Here is a 26835-nt window from a genome sequence, read left to right on the forward strand (position 1 = left end):
GAGGACTAACAAAGATTATCAAATCCTGAAGAGGTTGAGGAGGGAAGAGATTATTGAAGGTGTGCTTCAGATGGGGTAATTCCTATTTTTAAGGTATCCGTGACGGGTTGTTTCGTTTTTTTCGTACCTTTGTATATCAAATACGACACGAATATAATTGAAACAACCCTACTGAATTATGATTATAGCCATAGATTTCGACGGAACCATCGTGGAACATGCCTATCCACAGATTGGTAAGCCTATCCCTTTCGCGATCGACACGCTCCTGCAGATGCAGAAAGATGGACACAAACTGATTCTTTGGACGGTACGCCGCGGTCAATTATTACAGGATGCCATCGATTACTGTTCCCAACGGGGGCTTTATTTTTTCGCCGAGAACGAGAATTACCGGGGTGAAACCCGGGAGAAGGGAGAAGAGCTCTCCCGCAAGCTAAGTGTCGACCTGTTTATCGACGACCGCAACTTGGGAGGTCTTCCCGACTGGGGCGTTATCTACAACGCCGTCAAGGTAACGGCCTCGGGTGGCAATGCGATACAAATCATGGCAGGACAATCAGCCATGCCCGAACCCAAAAAGAAAAAGCGCTGGTTCTAAGCAAAAAATCCCCTCAATAACCTAACAATAAACCCCGGAAGCCGTACCAAACAACTCCCGGGGTTCATTTTTCACTCAGGCACCTAACCGCCTTTCCACCTATCCACTGTCTACCTGTTCACTTTCTCTTCTTTTCACCCTTCTTATGGCCATAGCCATAACCATATCCGTAACCGTAACCGTAGCCGTAGCCCCGGTGGAATTCTCCCACCTCGTTCACCACCAACACCATATTCTTCAGTTTATTCTGTTCCATCAGGCTGTTGGCAAAACGGAGATTACCCTTGCTGGAGTAATCTGCACGGCAAACATACACCGTAGCATCGGTTACCCGGCTCAGGATCAGAGTGTCGGTCACCTGTGCCGAAGGAGCCGAATCGATATAGATATAGTCGAACTCTTCCTTCAGTTTGGCAATAGCACTGTCCAATGTCGGTCGCGAGAGCAACTCTGCCGGATTGGGAGGAATAGGGCCTGCCGGAAGCACATAGAGGTTGGGATGGATACCCGATGGAGCAACCAGACTGTCGATATCCTTTTCGAAGCCGGAGAGGTAACTGGTGATCCCGTTATGGGTATCCAGCTTCATATATTCTTTCAGACGTGGAATACGCAAGTCCATTCCTATCAGCAACACTTTCTTGTCGAGCAGTGCCGTACTGATCGCCATGTTGATGGCGACAAACGATTTCCCTTCACCCGAGATGGTAGAGGTAAATACCACCACCTTGTTGTCGGCTCCCAGCGTGAGCATCAGGTTGGTACGCGCCATACGGAAGGCCTCGTCGATGGGCCTTGTTTCGTTCTCCTGTACCGCCACGTTATCCGACTCATCATGTTTCGGGATCTCACCCAATACCGGAACTCTGGTAATCTTGTCCACATCGGCACGGGTACGGATCTTGTATTGCAGTATATCCATCAGGTAGATAATTCCCGCCGGGATTAATACACCCAACATCAACGCTGCCAGCAACAATATCATGGAACGGGGCGATACTTTACCGGCAAGCACTGCCTCGTCCAGCACCTTGGCACTGTTGGCGGTAGCCGCCAATTCCAGCGCATTCTCTTCCCGTTTTTGGAGTAGCATAAGGAAGAGGCTTGCCTTGATCTGCTGTTCACGGGAGAGCTCCATAAATTCACGCTCCTGTGTGGGTACACTGCCGATACGTCCCCCGTAAATATTGGCCTGGTTGCGTGCGTCGCGCCGCTGGATACTCAATCCCTGCTCTACACTCTGGATGGAGGAGTTGATACTCTGTCGTAAGCCGGAGATCTGTTCCTCCAGCCTCCGCATGGCAGGGTTGTCGTTGGTCATACTCTGGGAGAGTCTTTCCCGTTCGAGAACCAATCGGTTATACTCGCTCGTGGTAGCCGCCAGCGTGGGATCCTCCACCCCCACATTGGTAGGCAAAGTCTTATTTACATTTGCAGGGTTATTGATATATTGGTTGAGTGAACTCACCACGTTGAGTTGTGTCTCCACCTCTACCAACTGCCGTTCATACTGGCTGCCCATCTGCATATTGCGCTGCAGGTCCGCCTGCAAGTCGGTCAACCCCTGGCGGCGCTTGTAATCTTCCACTTCCCTTTCAGCCTGTCCCAGTTCCCCATCAATAATGGCGATACGGTCATTGATAAATGTCTGGGTGTTGAACGCCTCCATCTTGTTGTCTTCGATGGTCTCGTTGTTATAGACCTCCACTAACATACTCAGGAAATCCTTTCCCTTTTCGGGATAAGGGGTATTGATGGAGAGATCGAGTACCGACGCCTGTTTCGATGCTTGCTGCACAGAGAGGCTATTCCTGTATTGCTTGAGTACCGATTCAGGACGCTGGATCACGACATTCAATGGTTTGTTGCCACTTTCCACCCCGGGGCGGCGGGTAAAACTGATATCTCCCTGCGCCGTACGCAGGAGTGCAGGCAAGACGGTAAAGATGGTATCCACCTGTACACCGCCAATCAAACCCGATACCGAGATGGTACCGGCCTGGTCATCCATCTGCATCTGGAATTCGATATTCTGTTGCAGGCTGTCGAGTTTGCTTTGCGCCATGCTCACGATTACCGGGCTCTTCTTATAGAGATCGATACTTTTGATACGTCCCTCCACAATATAAGAAGTATGCAGGTTCAGCCGGTTAACCACGTTACGGATGATGGAGCGGCTCTGCAAGACATAGATCTCGTTTTCCAGATTAGCCACGGCACCCAATCCGCCCAACTGCAAACCATCCATACCTCCCATGAGGGACTGCTGGAAGCGCTGGTTCTTCGATTCCTTCAGGATAATACTGGAAGTCACATTATAAACCGGTGTGGTGTACCGCAGGTAGAGGAAAGCCAGCGCCAACGCCACGGCAATCCCTATCACGAACCATTTCCAATACCGCACGAAACGAAGCAGTATCTCTATGAGGGAAATTGTTTCTTCCTTCTGTTCATCCGTCAATCTCTGCGGTTGTGTCGTCGAGTTTATATTCATCATCTCTTTCTATCCTCTATTTTTTCAATACATTCACTAAAAGGGTCGCCACCGAAATCATCACCGAAGTGGCCGACAGCCAGATACCTGTGGCACTGCCGATCTCGGAGTTACGCGCCTTGGTTTTATTGGGCTCCACATACAACACGTCGTTCTGCTGCAGGTAATAGTAGGGCGAATAAATGATATTTCTGTCTTTCAGGTCCATCAGGATTACGCGCTGGTTTCCCTGGGCATCCTCACGAATGATCTTCACGTTATCCCGTCGCCCCCAGATAGTCATATCGCCCGCCATGGCCAACGCCTCGAAAATATTCACCTTTTCATTACTGATAGTAAAGGTGTTGGGACGGGCAACCTCACCCAATACCGATATCTTGTAGTTCACGAAACTGACGGTTACTACCGGCGGCTCTTTCAGGAATTTCCCCAGCAGGTCGGTGATCTTCAGTTCTGCTTCCCGCTTAGTCAGGCCACTCAAGGTAATCATCCCCAATTCAGGGAAATTAATCTGGCCACTATTGTCTACCAAATAGGGTTGCAATTGAGGTTGGGAATAGGTAGACAAACCGGTTGTCCGAGTAGGTACGGTCAGATTAAATGGTTGTGCCGCTTCCGGGTCTGTGGCTGTTACGGTAATAGTCAGCAGGTCTTTCGGCAATATGCGTGCATCGTACAAGGGAGTTGACTGCACAAAGGCATCCATATCCTCTTCCCCCGCACCCTGTATATAAGCCACATTTTTGGAAGCGGTACACCCGGTCAACCATATTGCCAGGATGGACAGCGTCACGAGAACAGACTGTTTTTTCATATGATTAAAACTTTTTTTTCAATCGTATCATATGGAACTCGCTTTTAATCCATGCTCATGTGTGAGAACAATGATGATGCTCGTTTCATACAAATCGAGTTTCTAATTTCAAAACGCAAAAGTAGCACTTTTCCCTTAAACCCCAAGCCATACGCCACAAAAAAAGCGTATTTACACCTTTTTTCTCCAAAAAAAACGGACCGTCAAAACAAGAAGAGCGATACACACCACCGCGGTTGCCCACAAAAGCGAAGGCTTCCGCAGGAGAGTGGGTGTTTTCTCCAGCCTCACCTTTTCCTCATGGGCCTGCTTCTCCACGGTAAGCGTCCGATGTCGCCGCTCACGGGCAATGCTTTCCCGTACCCCTGACCGCTCTCCGTGCCCTGTTTCCTCATCCTCGATCATCTTTTCAAGACGGCTCTGCATGGTTGTAATAACCTCGCTGGCCACGGGCGGCCTGCCGGTGGTGCTGTCTACGGGAAGGGTGGTATCGTACTGTATCCGGTGTTGGCGCGTCACGCTACCGAGATGGATTATCTCTTCCCGTGCCCGGTTTACATCCGTTTGGAGAAAAGAGGTCTCTCTTTCTTGCCATAACAGGCTATCCGTCAACTCCCGCAGAGCGGTGCTGTCGGTGCGGGTCACTATCCTTTCAGCGACCACCTGGTGCGGCTTACATCCCACCATCATCAACAAGACTACCACCATGATTATCTGCAAGGCGGCTAAAAACTTTTGATAGAATCCCGCGATACGTTGCGCCTGATCCAAGCCGTTCACAATTTTGCGCGCCTTTACCGGATCATCCACCCGGTCGTTGAAAAAATCCTCCAGCGACACCCCGGTGAAATCACCCCGGTTGGAATTGCCCCTTGTCATTCCCTCTACCATGATGCTTGCCGATATATCGGGATCCAGCGCCAGCTCAGGACAGGTCAACAGGGGTATCCCCATCAGCTTCCCCATCCTGTGGTAATTCTCGTACCAGGTGAGTTGCACGTCTCCCCGACCGTAATATAGCTTATCGGGATGAGTGTAAGGAGTGCCGTCGCACTTTCGTTTCTGCCCGTAGGGCCTCCCCTTTCCTTTCCCGAACTCCTCTATCGGCTGCATGGTGCGTGCCGTCTCGTGGTAGGAGGTCGCCAGCATATAGGCGCGCCACCGCTTGTCGGTAATACCATGCCGGTCGAAAGCTTCCAGCTTCACCTCCATCCCGTCTCGCTGGGCGGGAGAGAGCCGCCCGTTGAAAAGCGACTGCCCGATTTCCTTGTAAAATAACTGCTTATCCATGACGCACTCTTTTAAAGGTTCCTATGGGCGGCTTCCGCTGCCTGCACTCTTCCACTTCGCAATAGTGGTAATCGCCATCCTTGCGCCACGCCAACTCCTGCTCCATCATTTTCTCCAGGGCGTTAATCCGCCGGTAATCCTCCGTCCGCTGCGACTGCAGCAGTTCCATATGTGCTACCGCGCGTTCCAGCAAACCCATCATCTCCGCTGCTGCGGAGGCATCTTCCTTTTTGGCGGCCGCCTCCGACTGGATGGCCTCGCTCCTCTTGATACGTTTGTTCTCCTTACGGTTGAATACCGTGGAGATCAATCCGCCCAGCGCTCCACCACCGATAAACGAGCCAAGGGTGGAGATCAAATCACTCTTTATTTGGAATATATCAATCATCACCTGTAAGATTTAAATAGATTGTGAAAAAAGCCGCGCCACGATGGCGCGGCTCCCGATAAAACAAAAACATCAGCCAACCGTTACTTCATGGCTGCCCGTGTAAATAGAGTTAGACGCCAAGGCACCATCTTCCGAGACAAACAGCATGAAAGTCTCCACCTCATCGCCATCCCATGCAGGCGGCAAAGCTAATGAAGCATGGGCCTCATTCCTTGTGGCGGCTTCCATATCATACACCGCTTCCCCCTTGGACGGGTTGTAAGCGATGATCATCACCCGGTCCGTGGCCGAAGCATTGTTGATCACGGTTGCATCCCAGTCGACAGTCAGGCTCCCGGCGGCACAAGCTACCGTCACCTGGTTCGTAGTATATAAACTACCTTTTGCTACCGCCGCTTTCGCGAAATCGATCCCGAAATCGGGGTACTCCCCTTTCACCGCATGGTTGATGTTGTACGACACGGCCGCGCCAAAAGCGCTGTTACCCGCGCCGGCGCTGTTTTTAAACCCCACCTGTACCACCGGGATAATCGTCTTCATGAATTTCCCGATCAACGCAAACCGGTTCCGTTGCGACATCTGCTTTCTTGTCCGCGGATTCCTCACGCTGGAGGGTAAACTGCGGATGTAAGCGATACTCTTCCACGAGGCGCCTACCACGTTCCCTACTTTCCCTGAGAAACCTCCCAGGATTCCTTTTTTAATTGTTCCCATCATCTAAACGGTTTAGTTGTTTGACATAAAACCACCCCCACCCTTCAGGGGTGGCGGCACAAATTTAGATAGGAGGGAAAGGGGTGTAGCGGGTGTTGTAAGTGGCACCCCCCGTTACCGGAGGGGTTCCATATCGTTTTTTATTTTTGTCTCGATACGCGGGAACAACTCAGAGAAGAGCGAGGCCACATTCCGGAGATTTTTCCGGGTGCTTTTCTGGTCAAAGTCAAAATATAATGCTTCGCGGACACGCTGGTAACTTTTGCCGGTCAACCGGTGGATAAACCGTGCCCATTGTGTTTTATCGGAATTGGAGAAATCCACTCCCAATTCATCGAAGAGGTAATAAAAGGTCAATGCCGTTTCGGCAACCGTCATCCCTCCTTTACTATATGTTGACAACTGATTTCTAAGGGTAAGGAGTGATTCCTCCAGCGTGGCAACTTCCTGCTCCTTCCGGGCAAGGGCAGTTTTCAATTCCTCCATCTCTTTTCTATACTTGGAGGTCCGACAGAAAGTCATATAAAATTCCCGGATAAATTCCCAGAGCAAGTCTATCCTGTCCAGCGGCACATTGCTCAAATGAAAGTCGGATTGGTCAAGCAGGCACCGGAGAATACCCTCTACTGCGTGTTGCAAGTCCTCCTTACAATTATAGTACAGCTCCCTCATTTCCTGCAGCGTGGGGATATTTTCCTCTTTCAGGTCATACAATCTCATTGCAACGGAATGACAAAACTTGTTTTTACCCTGCACGATAATATTGTAGGCGTACACGAAAGAATCGTCCCCGGCAATCACATGGCATAATTCGATCCTTACCGCGAGTGCGATCGTGGGGTCAACTTCTCCCTCCTGCAATACAAAATTTTTATCGACTCGACACCGGGCATCGGCAAAGAGATATCTGTTAAAATACTCCTCCGTCCCGACTTTGTCAAATCGCAACGGGTGCAACTCGCGAATCGTTTTTTCAACGATATCGTAATAATAGAGTTCCTTCTTACGAAGTGCAAGGTATTCTTTCGCTCTCATATCAAACCATTGAAAACACCCCTACGCTATGGATTCTTCACACATTGCTAACAAAAATAATTATTTCCCCGTAATTTCGATATAAAAAGCTGATTTTTAACGCATCCGAACGATCACTATCGGATTTTCCGAAGGTTTAAAAACTATATCAAGTGCATACCAAGGGTGGTTCTTCTCCGATACCACTCTATTCCCACTCTATTTCCTCTCTGTATCCACACTATAAAATTATAGGGAGGCACCGGCTTTGGTGCGGCAAATGTTTGGTTTTGTGGCTGATATTTATTAATATTGCAAAATTGAACGACCGTAAAACAGATAATCATGGGAACAATAGATTTATCCAAATTAACGGGGCTTTCAGGCAGGATAGGACCAATAGTTACTTATATCACAAAAGGTGGTAAACAGGCATTCAGGGTCTACGTCAAGCCCAACAACCCCCGTTCGCCTAAACAGGTGGAGCACCGTGCAAAATTCGCTCTCGTCAATAGAGCGCTTTCTCCCCTGAATAATGTGATCAAGCGGGGCTACCGCCACGATAAGAATGCCTACAGAACCTTGATCAGCAAGGCTTTCCGCGAAGCAGTAACGGGAGACTATCCACATTTCTCCGTCGATTTCAGCAAAATTCAAATTGCGGTGGGTAAACTTCAATTGCCCGCCGACATCCGCCTCCGGTTCGATCGCCTCTCCGGCATGGCCACTTTCTCCTGGAATCCGCATCTTGCCTGGCCATCCCAGCCGGGAAGCGATAACGACAGGGTACATATCGTTTATTTCAACACCGGCAATCCCCTGGAAGTAAAAACGTTCAGCCGGGGGACCCGGGCTGACAGTGAAGCTTCAGTCGAACTCTCCGGGGAGCGACAACCGGATATTACCCATTTCTGGATCTATTTTACTTCCCACGACCTGCAAGATAATTCCAACAGTATATATCTCGCCTGCGATCCGCCATCCGATGCGAATAATCCGACCAATGTAACAAAAACTTAATATCAGAAGAGAAAACAAATAGTGGATAAAGCGCCAATAACCCCATGGACAAACGGTTCCAGAGTCCACTCTGCTTTTTCTTCCCCAAAAGGAGAAAATACAGTTTTTTATTGTATTTTTGCAGACCAAAGTGCGCCGGATTATCTGTTCTTGTGACAGGTAGCCACGAAGTGCGCCCGGAAGGATACAACATTGGTACAAAATAGGAATCGAATGCGCAATATAGTAGTAACCGGAGGAGCCGGTTTTATTGGGTCTAATCTCACCGAGGCCTTACTAAAGCGGGGAGATAAGATAACCGTACTGGATAATTTTGCTACAGGAAAGATCGAGAATCTGCTGCCGCTATTGGAAAAATACCCTGAGCAACTCAACCTCATTGTGGGAGATATCCGTAACTTGGACGACTGCCGAAAAGCTACGGAAGGCATTGAATATGTATTTCACGAAGCAGCATTGGGTTCTGTACCTCGCTCCATCAAAGACCCAATCACATCCAACGAAGTCAATGTGTCTGGTTTCCTGAATATGTTGGTTGCTAGCCGTGATGCAGGCGTGAAACGGTTTATCTATGCTGCCAGTTCCTCCACGTATGGTGATAGTAAATCTCTTCCCAAAGTGGAAGAGGTGATTGGCAAGCCTCTGTCTCCCTATGCCATTACCAAATATGTAAATGAATTGTATGCCGATGTATTCGCCCGTACCTACGGGATAGAATGCATCGGGCTCCGCTATTTCAACGTCTTTGGTCGGAAGCAAGATCCCAACGGGGCGTACGCAGCAGTCATTCCTCTCTTCATGAGGAAGTTGATGAACCATGAATCGCCAGTGATCAATGGCGATGGTGAGTATAGCCGTGATTTCACCTACATCGATAATGTGATCCAAATGAATCTGCTGGCAATGGATACAGCCAATCCCGAGGCTATTAATACGGTATATAATACCGCTTATGGCGAGCGAACCACCCTCAATCAACTGGTGGGTTATCTGAAAGAGTTTGTTTCGGAATTTGATCCTGAAATTGCCAAAGTGGAGATTTTACATGGCCCTAACCGAGTTGGTGATATACCGCATTCGTTGGCTAATATTGATAAAGCAAAAAGTTTATTGGGATATAATCCGGAGTTTTCTATGAAGGCCGGGCTCAAAGAAGCTGTCAATTGGTATTGGGAAAATCTGTAATTTTTGATGTGATCCGCCTGGGGCTCGAACCCAGGACCCCAACTTCAAGAAAGATGTTTTATAATATGATTCAAATGGAAGAAAAAATTTCCTATTTCAACCCTCGTATTTGCGTAATCGGTCTCGGATATGTAGGTCTGCCATTGGCCAGGCTGATGAGCACCCAATTTCAAACGGTAGGCTTCGACCTAAGCCAGTCACGTGTCGATGAATTGCTAAGTGGCCATGACAGTACGCTTGAGGTGTACGACAAGTTATTGCAGGAAGCAATTCAAAATGGTTTCACCTGTACCACTGATATCGAACAGATCCGCGACTGCAATTTTTATATTGTCGCGGTTCCTACTCCGGTGGATAAGAACAATAATCCCGATCTACGTCCCCTTTATGGAGCCAGTGAAACAGTGGGTAAAGTAATCTCCAAAGGAGACATCGTGGTCTATGAGTCCACTGTCTACCCTGGAGTTACAGAAGATGAGTGCATCCCGGTGGTTGAAAAAGTCAGCGGTTTAAAATACAATGAAGAATTCTTTGCCGGCTACAGTCCTGAACGGATCAATCCCGGTGACAAGGAGCATACTGTAGAAAAGATCAAAAAAGTCACATCTGGCAGTACCCCCGAGATTGGCAAGATCGTCGATGAAGTATATGCCTCTGTAATTACCGCTGGCACCCATTTGGCACCCACCATAAAGGTAGCCGAAGCAGCCAAGGTAATCGAGAACTCACAGAGAGATATCAACATTGCCTTTGTAAATGAGCTGGCCAAGATCTTCAATAAAATGGGTATCGATACCCGGGATGTGTTGGAAGCAGCTGGTACCAAGTGGAACTTCCTTCCCTTTAAACCGGGTTTAGTAGGCGGGCACTGTATTGGTGTGGATCCCTACTACCTGGCACAAGCTGCACAACGGTACGGCTACAATCCCGAGATTATTCTTGCCGGTCGACGGATGAACGATGGGATGGGAGAGTATGTCGCCGACCAGGTCGTAAAGTTGATGCTGAAGAAAGGGATTCAGGTATTGGAATCAAAAATATTGGTGCTTGGTTTTACTTTCAAGGAAAACTGTCCCGATGTACGCAATACTAAGGTGATCGATATCATCAAAATGTTGGAAGAGTACAATGCCAATGTAATCATTCATGATCCCTGGGCAGACCCCACCATTGCAAAACATGAATATGGAGTAGAGCTGCAGAAAGTTATGCCGAAAGGGGAATTTGATGCGGTCATTTTAGCCGTTGCACACAATGAATTTCGTTATTTGGATTTAAACCAAATAACCAATGGAGAAAGTATTGTGTATGATGTGAAAGGGATTCTAAACCCATTGTATATTGATGGGAGATTGTAAAATGTAACGCTGATAAATACGATGCCGTTTATTGCTCTCAAATGCAAAATGTTAGGCTCTTTCGCGAATTTATAATACGTTTTTTAGGTGCTGATGTTCAATTTATTTATGATTGGGAAATAATCACTAAATAGACATTTGTTCTGATATATTTATACATAGTCATTCAGAAAGATTCTGTATGGCAAATATTTTGAAAATTAACAAAGTAAATTGATTCAGCTATGATTTTTAAACTGGTTGTTATTTAAAAGAAGGAAAATTATTTCCATGTAAATTCAATTTACATTCATATCATAAAACTTAAAATATGAAGAGAATATTAATTGCAGAAGGAGTCCCACTACAAAACAGAGGAGAAGAAGCTATTGTTAGAGGTATTGCTGATTTCTTATTTGAGAATGAGAAGGTTGAAATTGCTGTTATGGACTTCGTAGATAATTCAACTTATTTTAATGATATCAAAGTTTTTCCCATAACTTTATTATATCCTTTCCATAGACCTATGCGAACCCAAGTCATGAATTTACCTGATTTGTCGTTCTTTGACAAAATTAGAAAGTATTATAATTTATTTTCTTTTTTATGGGGAGACTATGGATCTGCAAATCAACTATTAAGAAAGAATAATTTAGGATACAAGGAATTGAGAGAATATATTGAAGGCTGTGATTATGTCTTTTTTGGGCATGATGGAGCATGGGGTATATCAAGTGTCCCTGTTTTCATTGTATGTAGAAGATATTTTAAAGCAAAAACAGGGATACTTGGATCTGGATTTAATCCGATAACAAAAGGATTAAGAGGATTAATTGAAAGGGTGGCTTATAGAAAAGCTATAAGTTTAGCACATTTTGCTTTTTTCCGTGAGACAAAGGCTTTTCAATACATGAAAAGTTTATCTTTAAACAATCCTCTCGTTAAAATAACACCTGATCCTGCTTTTGGGATGAAGTATGAGTCCTTGGACTTAGTTGATAAGTTTTTTAGTGAAGGGTATCCAATTATTCGAGCTTCGAAAGATGCTAATAAACTCATTGTTGTCGTAACAGTTTGTGAGAATTCTGTAGTGTTTAAGCAATCTTTCTTGCAAGCTGAGAATAGAGAAGAAAAAACAAATATTCATAATCGTTTAATAGCATATTTGCTGGATAAATTAATAGTACGTTATCAAGCTTTTATTGTGTTTTTACCTCATACAAAAGATGAGGGAAGAGGAAATGATGTTTTAATTTCAAGCGAGGTTTTGGATTTAATGCAATATAAAAGTGAGGCTGTGGTTATTACGGATGATTTAGATGCTAGATTTCTTAAAGCAATAATTAAATGGGCTGATTTTTTATTAGGAGAAAGAACCCATTCTATTATAGGAGCACTCTCTGTTGCAACCCCCTTTGGTATGTTAACTAACATCCATGATCATAGGAGCTATTCAATAATAGGAGAAGTGGGTGATTGCAAGGAAATGTTATTGAATATTGAAAAAGATAGACAGGTATTGATAGATGATATTTCTATATTAATAAACAATCGGGGAGAATTACATCATAAATTGATTCACAAAAGCAACGTGTTAAAACAAAGATTAATACAAGTAAGAGATGAAATACTTTGAAAAGATAAGGAAGAATATATCATATGGGCTTGGCCTATTTAGAAATTTAAGAATATTCATTTATGATTTTTATCGTTTTAGTAAGTATTCAAATAATCCTCTAAATTGCTATGAAAGAAAACAGCTACAATCCAAAATTACCATCTCTTATCATGATCTGGAAAGAGGATTAAGTTTAAAAGAACCCAGACCTGGTTTTGGGGTGAAAGCGGCCACCGAATTAATTAGACTCTTAAATTTTTATTTTGATAAGTTCGGAAAAGATGATCTTACGGATAATGTTATAGATGTTCTTAATGAATGGATTAGTTATAATTCAAATAATAATAAATGTCTGTCTATATTTGAAGGGATTAGGTTTGAACTAAAGGAAAAGTGCAATGAGTCATTGACTGGAGGAACAGTTACATATAGGGATTTTAAGCCTGAAATTCATTCATTTAATTATTCGGCATTTGTGAAGAGCCGATTTAGTTTAAGGAACTTTGGTCCAGAGCGAATACCAGATGAGGTTATTAAAAAGTCAGTTGAAATTTCTATATATTCTCCTAGTGCATGCAATCGGCAACCGGTTAAGATTCATGTTTTGAAGAATAAGTCTGATATAATAGAGCTTGGAAAATTGCAGGGGGGGACGAATGGATTTGTCGAGTCAATAGACAAATTAATTATTGTGACAGCTGATTTACGGACAAGTATCTATTATAAAGAGCGAAATCAGCATTATGTAGATGGCGGAGTATTTGCGATGAATTTATTGCTTGCTCTCCATTCATTAGGGGTTGGAGCCGTTATCCTTAATTGGGCTTCTGATCCAAAAACAGATAAGCAAACATATAATTTGTTGGGAATACCAAAGAGAGAAACTATAGTCGTAAGAATAGCAGTAGGAAGTTATCCTAAAAATTTTAAGGTACCTAAATCATTAAAGAGAAAACCGGACGAAATTTTAGTTTGGCATTGAGACATTATGAGAAAACAAATAATTGCGGTCTTTTTGGGAAGAATTGTAGCAATGATCTGCACTTTTTTAATTCCTCTCATTTTGACAAGAATAATGCCAAAATCTGAATATGGGGTTTATCAGATATTCTATACTATCATGTTGTTCTCAGTCTCTTTTTTTGGTCTGGGAATTCATTCTAACCTTTATTATTTTTACCCAATTGCAAAGGACTCAGAAAAAAGAAAAATATACATCTCATCTGTATTTATAATCCTTTTCCTCATCGCTATTTTAACTTTATTTTTATTTTTTATCCCTTATATAAAGAGAATATTTCTTGGTGAATTAGAAGATAGAAACATGCAGTTTCTCTTGGTTTCTTGTATAGTGCTCTTGATTCCAACAAATATCATAGACTCGTTCATTGTAGTTAAAAATAAAACTTTTCTAAATTTATTCTACCCTCCATTTGAGAATATTTTAAAAGTAATTTCTATCGTTGGTTTTTACATTTTCAATAAGAACGTTATTTCTGTTGCTTATGGTTTTCTTTTTTACTCTCTACTTAAACTTCTCTTTTCTTTTATTCTTGTGGCAAAAGATTTAACATTGAAGAGCATTCGATTTGAATACATAAGAGAGCAATTAGAATATGGAATACCCTTTGGAATAGCAGTTTCAATAAAGACTCTCACACAAAGACTTGACAAACTAATCTTGATAAATAGCGTTTCAGCTTCAGCATATGCAAGTTATTCTGTTGCTTTTTTTGGTATCCCCGGTATTACAATATTATTTGATTCATTTAGTAGGGTCCTGATAATAAGGCTATCTGAACTACTGCACAGTAGTGAAGTTGATGAAGCTCATAAATTATATAAAAAACTTATTGCAAAAACGGCGTCAATTACAATTCCGCTTCTTTTCCTAGTTTATTTTCTGTCAAGTGACATTATTGCCGTGATTTTTACAAATGAATATTTGGACGCAATAGTTTTCTTTCAAGTTTATCTTATTACAATTTTTTTGCTAATGTTTTGTCCGGGATTGATCCTTAGAGCCGCAGGTAAAACAAGAAGTACAATGAGAATATACCTTTACAGCTCACTGATAACTATACCTACCACAGTTATGCTAATTAAGTTGTTCTCTTCATATGGTGCCATTGTTAGCTCGGTTATAAGTTTATTAATACCGACTGTGATTATTCTAAATAGTGAGCGAAAGCTTCTTTCCAAAACGATAAAGGAATTTCTTCCGATAAGAGACATAGTAGTTCATATGATTATTTCTATTGCTGGTATTGGATTACTGACGTTAGTATCACATATTTTTTCTAATATGATAGTTAAAATTTTTATTTCATCTATAGTTTATTTAGGAATAATTTTTTTTATTCAGATAAAGCTCCATATGTTTGTGATAGAAGATATTAAGGTGGTTCGGAATCTATTAATTGCCAAAATCTACAAAAAAAGCTAAGACAAACTTCTCTAGTACTGGCTATACATTGAAGGTTTATAATGTTAATACATGAAATAGCAAATTTGAATATTAACAATTTAAATATTTAGGATTTGTTTTTCATCTCAAGCTGGTTAATATTTCTAAATGAAGAGAGATCTGAGAGAACTCACTTTTTTGAAAGAAATTGGATTCTATTATACGGAGGGCTAATAGATTGAGTATGATAATATCGTTTCCAAAATAGTTCAATAATGAAAAAAAACATATTTTTATTTTTGATGAATATCAAGCACTATAATTTTTTATCGAATTATCGGGTAGCAAAAAGGTATGAAATGGAGACAGCATCATACCAAGATTTAGAACGTGAAAAAAAATTTCTTCGTCTAATAGAGCATGTTAAATCAAACGTACCCTATTACAAGCAATTTAATGAAATTAGAAACATTCACTCAATAGAAGATTTAAATAAATTACCCGTTCTTACCAAAGAAGTAATTAATGACCAATTTGAACAATTAAAAGCTACTAACATCAACAAAAGTCGCTTTATCAAGAACTCTACAAGTGGGTCATCAGGCAAATCTCTTTATTTTTATAGTGATAAATCAGATACTTATTCATTGGCTGTCGCCATGAGAGGAGATGAAATGGCGGGGTGGAAATTTGGAGAAAAAAAATTAATTATTTGGGGTGCTGAAAGAGATATAAATAAAGGTCTGAGAGCTATATTAAAAAGAGTTTTTCAAAAAGAAGTTGTTTTATCCTCATATTACTTAGATGATCAAAATATCATTAAATATCACTCATTTATTGAGAAATTCAAACCGAAAATAATTGTAGGTTACCCCTCTGCTCTATACAAAATAGCTCAGATATTAGCAGAAAGAAAACTCACATTTACTCATCAGGTCAATGGGATCGTTTCTGCAGGGGAAACATTACATGATTTCCAGCGAGAGAGTATTGAAAAAGTTTTTAATACAAAAATTTTTAATAGATATGGATGTAGAGAAGTAGGGCATATTGCCAACGAATGCAAAATTCATGAAGGATTGCATTATAATTCTGATCATTTAATTATAGAACTTCTTGACAAGAATGGTAATTCTTGTAAACCGGGAGAGATTGGTGAAATTGTTATTACAGATTTAGATAATCACGTTTTTCCTTTAATTCGTTATAAAATTGGAGATATGGGGGAATATCTTGATTATAAACAATTTTGCGATTGTGGATCCACATTGCCTTTAATTAAAAACATCAGAGGGAGAAGTTTTGAAATCATAGAGGGATTAAACGGTAATAGAGTTTCCGGTACTTTTTGGACCCTTTTGATGAGATATCAAATCAAGGGAATAAGTCAATTTCAATTAATACAATTAAGCAAATCGGAAATCAGATTCAATATTGTTGTCAATTCTGAATTTAATGAAAATGAAAAATTTAAATTGATCAATAAAACAAAAGAAAAGTTGGGCTCAAATATAACCGTTGAGATATTAATAGTCGATAATATCAAACCAGGGGCAAACGGGAAATACAATTGGATAATTTCAAAACTAAAAAACAGTTGAAGATGAGAAAAATTGCTCTTATTTCACCCCAACTTTATCCATTCTATATTGGTGGTGTTGAGGTATTTAATTATTATCTTCTGAAGGAGCTTTCAAAAGAATGTTCATTAGAATATGTCAGTTATGACAAGTTAGAAGATAATAATACATTAAAACACTTTAGGCTAATTAGAAGCAAGTATCTAAAATATTTTCATTTTATTTTTTTGATTACAATTCTAAGCATCAAAAGAAGAGTATTTATTTTAAGCTTCTCTCGTTCAAATATATTTTATTGGGCAATTTTCCCAATTTTAAATATTTTATTGAATACAAGATATGTAATAATTATTCATGGAGGTGGTCTGACAGGTCTAAAGAAAGGCGTAATCTATAATAATTTATTTAAGAGATCCATGAAATTATTTGGTGTCTCTCAAGTTATATGTGAAGAATATAGCAGAGTTTATAAATTACAAATTGAATATTTACCACCTGTAATTCCTTTTAAACAATCTAATCTGTCTAAAGAAAATTTGAGACTCAATTATTCAATACAGAATTTTTCGCAGGTTTTTTTATATGTTGGAAGTCTGAAGAAATTAAAAAGGCCTGAAATAATTATAGAAGCTTTTAATTATCTTGGCGACAAATATTTAGAAAAAGAGAATGTTATAATGATCATTGCAGGCAACGGACCGATGTACCAAGATTTAGTGGACAGGGTAAACCAATATAAATTATGTAAATATATAAAATTGATAGGGAATGTTGAAAGAAATAATGTGCCAGATTTGTATAAAATAGCAGACCATTATATTATAAGCTCAGATTATGAGGGGACTCCTATATCAATGCTTGAAGCAATGTATAATAAGGTAACGATCTTAGCTTCAAATTCTCAAGGGATAAATGATATTATCATTAATAATTGGAATGGAGTACTGTTTGATAATAATAATGTAGAGGAATTATCAAAATTATTAAAACAAATCATTTCAAATCCTGATTTCGCAAAAACTTTGAGCAAAAATGCACATAGTACATATATAGATAATTATTCTTTTAAAGATACAATTAACAAGATAAAAACAGCTATTTTCTTATGAAGAACAATGTCCCATGTCTAATGTATCATTCAGTTGGAATTGTTAATCCTAAATGGCATTGGAACTACTTAACCTGCCCGTATCAGGTGTTCGAGAATCAACTTTCAATATTAAAAAAACTATCATATAGAACAGTTTCCTTAACTGAGCTATACAATTATATGATGCATGGCAAAAAATTGCCTAAAAAATCTATTGTTATTACTTTTGATGACGGTTATTTGGATAATTGGGTTTTTGCATATCCATTATTAAAGAAATATGAATTTTGTGCCACAGTATTTGTTAATCCTGATTTTGTCGAGAAGAGAAATATTGTGCGAAAGAGATTGGATCAAGTTGATGATATATCAGAATTACAGATAGAGGGATTTCTTTCCTGGGATGAAATTAAAATTATGGAAGATAATAATGTTATTTTTGCCGAAAGTCATGCATTGACACATACATGGTATCCTATTAACAATACTATTGTCGACTATAGACATCCCGGTGATAATTATATATGGATGACATGGAACGATACCCCAGATAATAAACCATTTTTACAGATTGAGAACCCAACTCTGATGAAATATGGTCAGCCAGTTTATGAATACGAGAAAAGTCTTCTTTCTAGAAAGTATATACCTGATCCTACTTTAGATAATTTATTAACAGACTACGTAAAAAATAATGGAGGACAAGACTTTTTTAAAAAAAATAATTGGAAATTGATTTTAGATAATATTTCTAGTGATTTTATTGCTGATAATCCTAATATAGGCAGGTATGAAAGTTTTGAAGAATATAAAAGTCGAATTTCCTTTGAATTGGAGTATACTAAAAATGAAATTGAAAAGAGATTAAATAAAACAGTGACCTTTCTCTGCTGGCCTGGAGGCAGTGGCTCTAAATTAGGATTAGAGATCGCCAAAAAAATTGGATACAAATTTTTCAATTCGGCAAAGGATTTAACGTTAAAAGAACGTCGTAAACTAAGAAATTCATATAAGAATTTTTCTAATAGAGTTTCTCGTTTTGCACCGGTATTCTATTTTAACGGTAAAGAAAATTTCGATTCTAAAATAAAATATTCATCAGGTATAATCTTTTATTTACAAATTTTAAGTGATAAGTATCGGGGAATAATAAAATTATTATTTCGTTTAATCCAGCTTAATTATAAGATATGGCATGAGAAAAATATTTAATCTACTGTTTCTATTGTTTATATTTATTATACCTCAAATATCTTTAGAATATTGGGGTAATGCTAAATATGGTTTTGGTATAATATTAATTATTTATATTTTACATTTTGTAGTGAGCAAAAAACACTTGATTAACGGAAAAACTATACTTTATCCTTCTTTATTTCTAATTTACGCATTATTTACAATTATACTTTCCGAAAATAATGATAAAGGAATTTGGATTTTTAGATTATTAACACTATTGCTCGTCACAGTAAGTTTTAGTTTTTATTTCAATAATTACTCTAATTTATACACTTTTTTCAAGGGTTACTATTTAGGAGTTATTTTTGCAGCTTTTCAAATCATATATGTTTTTTTCTTTGCTCCTCAATCTTTAATTGTTGAAGGAAGAGCTAATATACTGGGAATAGATAGTAATGAATCTTCAATATTATTGAGTGTTGGTTTTGTAATTGGTCTTTACTTGTACAATCTGACAAAAAAGAAATTCATTTTATTCAGTCAGTTATTCGTTATTTATGCGATTATTTTAACTTTTTCAAGAACCGGCGTAATTTCACTTTTATTTATTATTCTCTTCTATGCTTGGTTTAAATTAAAGGGTATAAAGAAATATGCTGCGATATCTTTTTTGATTATTGGATTTCTATTTATATTATCAAATTTAGAAAAACCTGCTCACAACGGTGGCTTGCAATTTTTGACACCTACAGGTAAGTTAGATTTAAGTGGTAGAGATTTGATATGGTCGACTGGTTTTGAGATATTTAAAGAAAGTGATAAGAAAATATTTGGTTTTGGGATTGATACCTTTTCTACTGAACTTGATAAAAAACTGTTTGGAGCAAATGCTCATAACGTATTTTTAAAAATTCTATTTGAACTAGGCATTGTTGGAATATCTCTTTTTTTACTAATGCTAGTTCATCTATTGGTTAATATGCGAAGGATTATAAAACATAGCAAAACACCTATATTATTATTTTGTGTTTTACTATTTTCTTTTTTTACGTTATCATGGATTTATACTTTACACATTTGGATATTCTTAGTTTTATTGCAAAGATATACAGCTTTGTTAAGGTTCCAAAACCAACACTAATCATTCAATAAAAATGCGTTATACTCTGTAATTTTATCTAAGACAGATCATGCTTGACTCTCATTATAATCTTTCAGAGCCGACAGTAGCGTTGTTGGTTAATTCACTACAAAGCGGTGGCACAGAGAAACAAAGTGTATTTCTCTTCAATGTATTGAAAAATAAGTATAAAACTATATTTATCATATTCCATGGAGATCTTATTGATGAAAATATGCTAAAATTAATTGATAGCAATAACTATCAATTGGTGAAATTGAGAGGGAATGGCCTATACAAGGTGAGAATATTGTATAATATTCTTAAAAATAATAGAGTAAGTATTCTCTTTACATATCTTACAAAACCAAATTTTTTAGGTGGAATTATTGGTAAATTGGCCGGTGTAAAAGAAATATTTGGCGGAATAAGAAGCACAAAATTTCCTATATGGAAAAGTATACTAGAAAAAATGATAATGCGTTTTTTTACTTCCGGGACAATCTTTAATAGTTTTTTAGCTGAAGATAAGTTCTCAAAAGAATTAAAAGCGAAAAAATCGATTGTTATTCCCAATTGTTTTCCCTTTGTCAAAAAAGTGACGATTCGACCTCAAAAACAAAATATTACTATTATTTCTGTTGGGAGATTTCATGAGTCTAAAGATTATGTGACAGCAATCAGGGCTGTTGGTTTAGCAGTAGAGAAATATTCCAATTTAAAGTATCAAATTATTGGTTATGGTAAACTAGAACCAACTATTAAAGAGTGGATTAACGAGTTTAATCTTAATGATAAAATTGAACTACTAATTAACCCTTCAAATATTTCTGAGTTATTAGATAAAGCTGACATTTATCTTTCCACTTCAAAATATGAAGGTACGAGTAATTCAATAATGGAGGCTATGAATGCTTCTTTACCAATTGTTGCAACGAATGTAGGTGACAATAATAGACTTGTACACCAAGGTAAAAGTGGTTATCTACATGATACAGGAGATTATAAGAATATTTCTAATAGTTTGTTGATTTTGATAAACAATTATGAATCCAGAATAAAATTGGGGATTGAGAGCAATGTAATTTTAAAAGAAAACTATTCATATGAAAAATTCGAGAATAGCTATATTGAATTAATTGAAGGAAAATGAAAGTATTACATGTTGGTCCTAAGAACTATCCTCCATCGCATGGAGGAACAGAAAGGGTTGTATATAATATTGTATCCGGTAGTGAGGATATCGAGAGCCATATAATGGTAGATTTTCCACAAGAGGAACATGCTAATATAAAGATTTTGCCAAAGCCGTATTTAAAGAAATTGGGTTTTATTGCTGATTATGTCAAAACTAAGGACATAGATATTATACACTTTCATAATGAAACATATATTCCTCTTGCCATATTGTTTAGTTTTATTAATAAAAGAAATGTAGTAACAATTCATGGCTGTCATTTTACAAACCCTAAATACAATTTCATTCAAAGGTTTTTTATATTATTTTTTGATTTTGTTGGAGCAATGATTCTCCCTCGATTGGTTTTCTGTAGTGAAGTGGATAAAAATAAATTTAGTAAGTTTGTCCCTTTTAGAAAATTATATTATGTACCAAATGGTGTTGAAATACCTGACCTAAACTTATTATATCATGAGAGTAAGGAAAAGAGCATTGTTTATCTAGGTAGAATAAGTCCAGAAAAAAATTTACTTCGATTAATCGATGAGGCAAATAAAGCCAAAGTGAATTTACACATATATGGTGCATTTGATGAAAGAAGACCAGCATTTAATGAATTGGTAAAAAATGCACTTAGCAAATCAGAATATGCCGTTTGGAAGGGTTCCGTAAAATATTCGGAAGTACTTTCAACTCTTAACAAATATGAAACATTTATCTATCCATCGGTTTCTGAGGGCTTACCAATGTCTGTGTTGGAAGCAGCTTCTTGTGGACTCAAATTGATACTTTCTGACATACCCCAGCACAAAGTATTGAATTTTCCATCTATTATTTATTTAAATACCCATTCATTTAGTCTCAGTGGATTGTCTAACAATATTAATGGAACGGAAAATAGGAAACATGTAAAGATCAATTTTTCAATTGAAAGAATGATAAAAGAATACAATGAAATATATAAATCACTTTTATGAATAACAATATAAGATTTGCAATTATTGGTTTTGGTAGAATGGGTATAACACACTATTCTATCATCAATAGTCACCCAAATGTAGAGATAGAATCTGTTGCAGACTCATCAGCAATCATCTTGACAATGATGAAGAAGTATCTTCCTGTCAAGACCTACAAAGACTATAACGAATTATTCGAAACTTCAAAACCCGATGCTGTTTTAGTTTGTACTCCTCCACATCTTCATTACGACGTAATTGAAAAGGCTGCACAAAAAAGGATTCATGTTTTTGCTGAAAAACCTTTTACTACCAAATATGAAGATGCATCCCGATTGAATAATCTTTTCAAAGACTCCGATCTGATAAACCAAGTGGGTTATGTAAATCGCTTTAATGATGTTTTTGTAAAAACAAAAGAATTTGTAGAAAAGGGTGTTATCGGTAAAGTCATACGATTTAAATCAGAAATGTTCAGCTGTACCATTACCAAATCTGATGATGGCTCCGGATGGCGCGCTTCACGGGAAAGTGGAGGAGGCGCCGTGTTTGAAATAGCATCTCATGCAATTGATCTGGTCAATTTTTTAATCGGTAAACCCGATAGAATTACAGGTTCGTCCCTTACCCATATCTATTCCAAGACAGTAGAAGATGCGATGTCAACTACATTGTTATATGAAAATGGCATCAGCGGTACAATCTATATAAACTGGAGTGATCCCAGTTATCGTAAACCGACCAATAAAATTGAAATATTTGGTGATGGAGGGCGCATTATGGCAGACCAACACTCTTTAAAGATTTATATGAATAAAGCAAATAAAGAATTTCAACTTAGAGAAGGGTGGAATACTTTTTACATTACTGATATTTTCAATTCAGTACCTTTCTATGTGAGAGGTAATGAATTTACAAGCCAATTATATCATTTTATTGAATGTATCCAGGATAAAACAGTATCTAATAGATGCTCCTTTAATGACGGTGCAAATACGTTGGAAGTGATTGATAAGATATTCTCTGATTACGAATTGAATGCAAAGTTTTAAGATGGAAAAGATAGACAAAATAATATTTGGTGATAACCAGTTTTTTGGGATCAATCACATGTCACAAGAAAAAGCACAGCAACTTTCTGAAAAATTCTTTGACATAAACAATATATACAAAGTATATGACATTGCTTTTGAGTGTGGTATAAATGCGGTTATGCTAAATAGCAACGATCGTGCAAGAGAAATATGCAATTATTTCAGGGATAATAAAAACAAGTATGACTCAATCAATTGGTATCCTTCAATACCATATCCGCATAAATATGCGAACATGGTTGCCGAAAAGGGAATTTTCCCGGCAATAAACGAGGTGTTGTTTAAAGATAATTCAGCACTCGGTGTGCTTGGGATGATGGCCAAAGGAGGAAAAGCTGTTTTGAGTAAAGATGCCATTAAAATCATGCAGATGTTGATTGATGTAGAAATGAAAATTTTTAAAGGACTGAACATTAAAGTTGTCTTTCTTCAAAATATAATTACCGATCTTATTTTAGGTTATGGAGTTAAGGAGATTTTTGCCGAATATTGCGAATACATCAGAAATGCATACAGAGCAACCCCTGGATTGATTACACAAAATATGCCCTATCTGTTGTCTAAACTCAAAGAATGGAATATTAAGAATGTAGTAATCTGTTCTTCATACAATAAAATCGGATATTTAATGTCTCCTGATGTATCAAGTTACATAGAAGCATCAGATACCAACAATCCGGATGATTATCAACTGATGGCTATGTCTACTCTTGCTTCCGGAGCAATACCTGCTAAAGAAGCATACGATTTTATCAATCAGCAAAACATTCAATCGGTTGTTTTTGGGGCATCAAGTAAAAAACATATTGAAGAAACTGTCCAGTTGATTGATCTGAAAAAAGAGAAATAGCCGAACTTATTCTAAAACAGATCATTTAATCATTATATCAAACTGAATACAAGTAGTAGTACAAAGTTTACAACTTATGATTAAAAAAAAATCAATCTCTGTTAGCAATGAACTAGATATTCACATCGTAGAGAGGTACTGTTGAAAACATGAAGAAGATGGACTGCTGCGGCAGTCTTCTTCGTTTAATACGAGACGAATTAAACATATCAACATGAGTGAGTTATAAAAAACGAACTCGTAATAAAAGACTTTTTTCATTATGAATAAAATCCTTATCACTGGAATTAACGGATTTGTCGGTACAAACTTTACGAACAGTTGGTGTAAAAATTATACGCTATACGGATTAGATATTCTCCAACCTCAGAAAAAAGGTGTGGAACATATTTATTCGTGGGAAGAACTGGAAAAAATACCACCAGTGAACGCTATCGTACATCTTGCCGGTAAAGCACACGATACAAAAAATCAAAGCGAGGCACAGTCGTATTTCGATATCAACACGGGATTGACTCAACGGATTTTCGATTACTTCCTACAATCGGATGCTCAAACATTTATCTTTTTCAGTTCGGTCAAAGCGGCGGCCGACAGCGTCCCGAGTGACATCCTGACTGAAGAGATCGTCCCCCACCCTGTCGGCCCTTACGGTGAGTCGAAGATCAGAGCGGAGGAGTATATCTTAAGGGTCAAAAGCCAGGATCCAAGAGCCAAGACGAAGAATATTTATATCCTTCGCCCCTGCATGATCCATGGGCCGAGCAATAAGGGAAACCTGAACCTGTTGTACAATGTGGTGAAGAAAGGGATCCCATGGCCGTTGGGGGCATTCGACAACCGCCGATCGTTCTGCTCGATCAGTAACATCGCTTATGTGGTGGAACAACTGGTCGTAAGGGACAACATCGAAAGCGGGATTTACCATGTAGGCGACGACGAACCGTTATCGACCAACGAACTGATTGGCCTGATCAGTGAATCGGTAGGCAAAAAACCGCATATCTGGAAACTCCCGAAAGGATGGATGAACGCAATGGCGGGTGTGGGAGGCGCCCTGCATTTACCGCTTAACAAACAACGGTTACAAAAACTAACCGAGAATTACGTGGTGAGCAACAAAAAAATCAAACAGGCGTTGGCTATCGACCGGATGCCGGTGCCGGCACGTGAAGGGATGCGCAAAACGCTAGATAGTTTCCGGTAATCACTTATAGGAAAAAGGAGAAAATGATATACCTGCTTGTTATTGTCTTGTTATTCATCGCGGAACTTGTCTATTTCCGCATTGCCGACAAATATAATATTATCGATAAGCCGAACGAGCGGAGCTCGCATACCCGGATCACACTGCGGGGAGGAGGTATCATCTATTGGGTGACCGCCCTGCTCTATGCGCTGCTCAACCCTTCGGAGACCGGCTGGTGGTTCCTGGGAGGAATCACCCTGATGGCTTCGGTAAGCCTGTGGGACGATATAAACGGCCTAGGACAAAAGATCAGGTTGCTGTATCACCTAGTGGCCATGACCTGCGCCTTTTACCTGGCAAACATATTCGGGATTTACCCCTGGTGGGCAATCTTAATAGGCTATGTCGTATTTATCGGCATTGTGAACGCCTATAACTTCATGGACGGAATAAACGGTATCACGGGATTATATACGTTGGCTGTGCTATTGCCTATGATTTACGTAAACAATTACAAGCTGGCTTTCACCGAAAATGATTTCCTGATCTTCCCGCTACTGGCATCCATCGTATTTCTCTTCTTTAATTTCAGGAAGCGTGCGAAATGTTTCGCCGGTGACGTGGGAAGCGTGAGTGTCGCTTTTTGGGTAGTGACCCTCTTACTCCTACTGATCATTAAAACACAGAACCTGATATGGATTGGTTTCCTGATGGTGTACGGAGTGGATGCAGTTTGTACGATCGTACACAGGATCTACCTGAAACAAAATATAATGGAGGCCCATCGCCTGCATTTCTACCAGATACTGGCCAATGAACGTAAAATGGATCACAGGGAAATTTCCCTTATGTACTTTTTAGCACAACTGGTTTGCTCCGGATTGATCATCGCCTTGTATCCGGTTATAGGCTGGTGGATATTCGTGATACTGGCGGTTACATTACTCACCTTCTATTCAATGAAATTCCGCTTAATGAAAACAGCTCCCAATTAAATATACCATTGTCATGCTGATCAACGAACAATTACTGGATGAAGTAACCGCCAAGGCGAAAACAAGTGAACGCCTGAGAATGAATTTTAACCTGCACGACAGTTTAGATGCCAAAGCACAACGCCTGTTGAATGCGTTGGAACCGGGAACGGTACTGCCGATACACAGGCACCGGAATACCGCGGAGACATATATTGTACTCCGCGGAAGCATCCGCATATTATTTTATAACGAGAAGAAAGAATTGATCAAAGAATTCACCATCGACCCTAAAAACAATGAATATGGAATCCATATCCCCATCGGTCAATGGCACACGCTGGAAGCACTGGAATCCGGCACCATGATCTTCGAAGTGAAAGATGGACCCTATACCCCATTCAGTAAAGAGGATATACTCTGAACAGATAATATTCCTCATACATATTCCTATTCCACAGAACCTGTTACTTTCCATTTTATTACATTTCAGACAAATAATTTTATCTATTATTTGTCTTTTTTTGTCCAAAAAACGACATTTTACTGTTTTTTTTTTATAATTTTGCATCTGATTATATAGAGGTGCTATACGTAAGCCCCCGACAGACTGTGCAAAAACTATCTTTTAAAAACGGATCATATTAGAATGTATAATAATTGGCAAATTCCCAAAGGTATTTTTCATTCCGTTTTTTCGGAACAAAAGCACATAACATAAGAAGAAGTAAACAC

The 26835-nt window shown here is 39.1% G+C and carries 24 protein-coding genes; 18 read left to right on the plus strand and 6 right to left on the minus strand.

What is annotated here, in order from left to right; all coding sequences use genetic code 11:
* Window positions 1-178: 178 nt before the first annotated feature.
* Window positions 179-601, plus strand: coding sequence for a BT0820 family HAD-type phosphatase (locus VB073_RS13540; RefSeq protein WP_323404721.1), 423 nt, complete (start codon window positions 179-181; stop codon window positions 599-601).
* 118 nt (window positions 602-719) lie between these two features.
* Here VB073_RS13540 and VB073_RS13545 read toward each other — a convergent pair whose 3' ends face one another.
* The 6 genes from VB073_RS13545 to VB073_RS13570 all read right to left on the minus strand — a co-directional run bounded on the left by VB073_RS13545 (window position 720) and on the right by VB073_RS13570 (window position 7339).
* On the minus strand, window positions 720-3098 hold the full coding sequence (locus tag VB073_RS13545) for a GumC family protein (protein WP_323404722.1): 2379 nt from the start codon (window positions 3096-3098) through the stop codon (window positions 720-722).
* A gap of 13 nt (window positions 3099-3111) precedes the next feature.
* Entirely contained in the window at window positions 3112-3909 is a 798-nt protein-coding gene (locus tag VB073_RS13550; protein ID WP_323404723.1) for a polysaccharide biosynthesis/export family protein, read from the minus strand.
* 171 nt (window positions 3910-4080) lie between these two features.
* The gene (locus VB073_RS13555) at window positions 4081-5199 is read right to left on the minus strand and encodes a hypothetical protein (protein WP_323404724.1); all 1119 of its coding nucleotides are present in this window, start codon (window positions 5197-5199) and stop codon (window positions 4081-4083) included.
* Window positions 5192-5587: a hypothetical protein gene (locus VB073_RS13560; protein ID WP_323404725.1), complete on the minus strand. Its 396-nt coding sequence runs from the start codon at window positions 5585-5587 to the stop codon at window positions 5192-5194. Before VB073_RS13560 ends, VB073_RS13555 begins: the two co-directional genes overlap by 8 nt.
* Before the next feature lie 72 nt (window positions 5588-5659).
* Window positions 5660-6307 (minus strand): DUF6266 family protein, encoded by a 648-nt coding sequence (locus tag VB073_RS13565; RefSeq protein WP_323404726.1) that lies wholly within the window; start codon window positions 6305-6307, stop codon window positions 5660-5662.
* Window positions 6308-6418: 111 nt separating this feature from the next.
* Window positions 6419-7339, minus strand: a complete 921-nt coding sequence (locus tag VB073_RS13570; RefSeq protein WP_323404727.1) for a hypothetical protein — start codon at window positions 7337-7339, stop codon at window positions 6419-6421.
* Window positions 7340-7663: 324 nt separating this feature from the next.
* Here VB073_RS13570 and VB073_RS13575 point away from each other — a divergent pair, with 324 nt between their 5' ends.
* The 17 genes from VB073_RS13575 to VB073_RS13655 all read left to right on the plus strand — a co-directional run bounded on the left by VB073_RS13575 (window position 7664) and on the right by VB073_RS13655 (window position 26524).
* Complete coding sequence (locus VB073_RS13575) at window positions 7664-8338, plus strand: DUF6266 family protein (RefSeq protein WP_323404728.1); 675 nt, start codon at window positions 7664-7666, stop codon at window positions 8336-8338.
* A gap of 213 nt (window positions 8339-8551) precedes the next feature.
* A complete protein-coding gene (locus tag VB073_RS13580) occupies window positions 8552-9523 on the plus strand; it encodes an SDR family oxidoreductase (protein ID WP_323404729.1) in 972 nt (323 codons plus the stop codon).
* Window positions 9524-9597: 74 nt separating this feature from the next.
* Window positions 9598-10881: a nucleotide sugar dehydrogenase gene (locus VB073_RS13585; protein WP_323404730.1), complete on the plus strand. Its 1284-nt coding sequence runs from the start codon at window positions 9598-9600 to the stop codon at window positions 10879-10881.
* A 310-nt stretch (window positions 10882-11191) separates the two neighbouring features.
* Window positions 11192-12496: a polysaccharide pyruvyl transferase family protein gene (locus tag VB073_RS13590; RefSeq protein WP_323404731.1), complete on the plus strand. Its 1305-nt coding sequence runs from the start codon at window positions 11192-11194 to the stop codon at window positions 12494-12496.
* A complete protein-coding gene (locus VB073_RS13595; protein ID WP_323404732.1) occupies window positions 12483-13460 on the plus strand; it encodes a nitroreductase family protein in 978 nt (325 codons plus the stop codon). Before VB073_RS13590 ends, VB073_RS13595 begins: the two co-directional genes overlap by 14 nt.
* Before the next feature lie 6 nt (window positions 13461-13466).
* Complete coding sequence (locus VB073_RS13600; RefSeq protein ID WP_323404733.1) at window positions 13467-14924, plus strand: lipopolysaccharide biosynthesis protein; 1458 nt, start codon at window positions 13467-13469, stop codon at window positions 14922-14924.
* A gap of 236 nt (window positions 14925-15160) precedes the next feature.
* The gene (locus tag VB073_RS13605; protein ID WP_323404734.1) at window positions 15161-16486 is read left to right on the plus strand and encodes a hypothetical protein; all 1326 of its coding nucleotides are present in this window, start codon (window positions 15161-15163) and stop codon (window positions 16484-16486) included.
* Window positions 16487-16488: 2 nt separating this feature from the next.
* Window positions 16489-17574 (plus strand): glycosyltransferase family 4 protein, encoded by a 1086-nt coding sequence (locus VB073_RS13610; protein ID WP_323404735.1) that lies wholly within the window; start codon window positions 16489-16491, stop codon window positions 17572-17574.
* A complete protein-coding gene (locus tag VB073_RS13615; protein ID WP_323404736.1) occupies window positions 17571-18767 on the plus strand; it encodes a polysaccharide deacetylase family protein in 1197 nt (398 codons plus the stop codon). The genes VB073_RS13610 and VB073_RS13615 overlap by 4 nt, the downstream gene beginning before the upstream one ends.
* On the plus strand, window positions 18751-19875 hold the full coding sequence (locus VB073_RS13620) for an O-antigen ligase family protein (protein ID WP_323404737.1): 1125 nt from the start codon (window positions 18751-18753) through the stop codon (window positions 19873-19875). The genes VB073_RS13615 and VB073_RS13620 overlap by 17 nt, the downstream gene beginning before the upstream one ends.
* A gap of 49 nt (window positions 19876-19924) precedes the next feature.
* Complete coding sequence (locus VB073_RS13625) at window positions 19925-21007, plus strand: glycosyltransferase (protein WP_323404738.1); 1083 nt, start codon at window positions 19925-19927, stop codon at window positions 21005-21007.
* Window positions 21004-22011 (plus strand): glycosyltransferase family 4 protein, encoded by a 1008-nt coding sequence (locus VB073_RS13630; protein WP_323404739.1) that lies wholly within the window; start codon window positions 21004-21006, stop codon window positions 22009-22011. The genes VB073_RS13625 and VB073_RS13630 overlap by 4 nt, the downstream gene beginning before the upstream one ends.
* The gene (locus VB073_RS13635) at window positions 22008-23045 is read left to right on the plus strand and encodes a Gfo/Idh/MocA family oxidoreductase (RefSeq protein WP_323404740.1); all 1038 of its coding nucleotides are present in this window, start codon (window positions 22008-22010) and stop codon (window positions 23043-23045) included. Before VB073_RS13630 ends, VB073_RS13635 begins: the two co-directional genes overlap by 4 nt.
* Window position 23046: 1 nt before the next feature.
* Window positions 23047-23937 carry a hypothetical protein gene (locus VB073_RS13640; RefSeq protein ID WP_323404741.1) on the plus strand — a complete coding sequence of 297 codons (891 nt, stop codon included), beginning with the start codon at window positions 23047-23049 and terminating at the stop codon, window positions 23935-23937.
* Window positions 23938-24199: 262 nt separating this feature from the next.
* Window positions 24200-25144: an NAD-dependent epimerase/dehydratase family protein gene (locus VB073_RS13645; RefSeq protein WP_323404742.1), complete on the plus strand. Its 945-nt coding sequence runs from the start codon at window positions 24200-24202 to the stop codon at window positions 25142-25144.
* A gap of 23 nt (window positions 25145-25167) precedes the next feature.
* Window positions 25168-26121 carry a glycosyltransferase family 4 protein gene (locus VB073_RS13650; RefSeq protein ID WP_323404743.1) on the plus strand — a complete coding sequence of 318 codons (954 nt, stop codon included), beginning with the start codon at window positions 25168-25170 and terminating at the stop codon, window positions 26119-26121.
* Window positions 26122-26134: 13 nt separating this feature from the next.
* Window positions 26135-26524, plus strand: coding sequence for a WbuC family cupin fold metalloprotein (locus VB073_RS13655; RefSeq protein WP_323404744.1), 390 nt, complete (start codon window positions 26135-26137; stop codon window positions 26522-26524).
* The last annotated feature ends 311 nt before the right edge of the window (window positions 26525-26835 follow it).

The organism is Proteiniphilum sp. (assembly GCF_034927365.1).
In the GTDB taxonomy this organism is placed as follows: domain Bacteria; phylum Bacteroidota; class Bacteroidia; order Bacteroidales; family Dysgonomonadaceae; genus Proteiniphilum.